General features: G+C 57.3%; 2 protein-coding genes. One reads left to right on the top strand and one right to left on the bottom strand.

Annotated elements, in window-relative coordinates; all coding sequences use genetic code 11:
* The coding region (locus P3T25_RS48450; protein WP_429364864.1) for a phage integrase N-terminal SAM-like domain-containing protein at positions 1-179 on the bottom strand (179 nt) is incomplete at its 3' end.
* 351 nt (positions 180-530) lie between these two features.
* On the opposite strand from P3T25_RS48450, the gene P3T25_RS48445 reads away from it, so the two are divergent.
* A complete protein-coding gene (locus tag P3T25_RS48445) occupies positions 531-1253 on the top strand; it encodes a hypothetical protein (protein WP_429364862.1) in 723 nt (240 codons plus the stop codon).
* The last annotated feature ends 320 nt before the right edge of the window (positions 1254-1573 follow it).

Here is a 1573-nt window from a genome sequence, read left to right as displayed (position 1 = left end):
AACTGGTAACGCCGCAGATCCTCGACGGTGGCCGTGTCAGGTGAGCGCCCGAGAAACCGGGCAAATTCGCGCACGATGCGCAGATAGGTGTCCTGTGTCTTCGGCGAAAGCTGGCGCATGCGCATGTCGTCGGTCATGCGCTGGCGCAGTGGACTGGCGTTTGTCTGTGAGGAGGTCATGATTTGGCTCCTGCTGGAGAACGAGGCGGATTGCCTCATTCGCCAACATACGGAACCGCGCGACCGAACTCTCCCTGACCACCGGCGCCTGACCGGAGCCCTTACCGCGCGACCGGTTTAGTCCTCCGGCGGAAGTCGACCCGTTTGAGTCGGTCGGAAACCCCGGAAGCAGCCGTTCAAAGCCGGCCTGTAATCAAATTGGCAGCATGCCCGCCCCGGACGCTCATCTTAAAAATCCCAGAAAAACGTCCGAACGAGTGAGGCCACCTCTCTCTGCATACAAATTGCTTACGCAATGATATGATTTTTCACTTTGTAATATTCGCCAAATCCGGGGAGCGAGTAGCAAAGATGACGTTTTCAAAATATAAGAGGTTGTGCCTCGTTCTGCTTCTGCCGCTGCTCGCTGCTGGCTTTATCTGCGCGCACGCAGCCTGGCCGTACGACCGGTATCAGAGCGTCTTGTGCCAGCCGTTCCTTGGCAGCGAAAACTGCCGTCCTGTCGGCCACATCGACGGACCACTCTACAAAAGCATCAAGAAGGACACGGATAAGGACTGGTTCGAAATCTGGACCTATGACGAGCACTCACCCACGTCGACCTCCGCGATGGCCTCCGGGCGTTTCATCGGCGGGGCTGAAATCACGGGGGCCTTGCCATTCTCGGGAGAAGGCCACGAAGTTGCCGACTTCATGAAGCGCAATCTCGTGGGCAAGCAGGCGATGGTGCATCTGGGCTTTCCGACGGAAACGGCCAAATCCAGCGCCATCAACGCGACCACGGTCCTTCTGTATTGCAACGACCTGCGATACGAGGCCGAGCCCGGAACCTACACGTCGGGATGCTACGGCGAAGGATGGAGCGGACCGGTTACCTATCGCATCGACTCCGGACCTTCGCGACCAATGCTGGACACGCTCCAGACCGATGTCTGGAGGATCGTCGACGAGAAGAAGTCAGATTTCCGGCTCTGGCAGGTCGCGGTGTACCCGATATTCATCTACGGCTTTCTGCTGTTGTCGTTCGTCGGCTGGATGATTGTGAAGGCCACCCGATTCGTGAAGGCCGGCTGACTGTGGCCTCATGACGCTTGCTTGCCGAACGCCACGCGGCCGCGGTTATATCGTGTTCAGAAACACGAAAGTAAAAGTACCTGCAGTGGGCGCCGACGCGCGGCATGCGTTGAGCACCATCACGCGTGCGAAAAGATCTGCAAGGACAGCGCGCGACCCCGAACAGCCCTTCAGATTTGCCAATCGTGGCCGTTATTTCAAGTGCGCTACATGCTATTGAGAATTTTAAGAGGCCAGTTCAAAAAGGCTGCTCCGTACGCCTGAAGATGTTCCAGCAGACGAGGGCGCAGCCGAATTTCAAGAATGCTTCGTGAATTTCA

The organism is Paraburkholderia sp. GAS32, from assembly GCF_050434225.1.
Classification (GTDB): domain Bacteria; phylum Pseudomonadota; class Gammaproteobacteria; order Burkholderiales; family Burkholderiaceae; genus Paraburkholderia; species Paraburkholderia madseniana.
Note: the sequence above shows the minus strand (reverse complement) of the source record. Positions and strands in the feature narration are given on the sequence as shown.

Bases quoted from the DNA above. Each gene is read 5' to 3' on its own strand.
- P3T25_RS48445 (WP_429364862.1), top strand. From the start codon at position 531: ATGACGTTTTCAAAATATAAGAGGTTGTGCCTCGTTCTGCTTCTGCCG.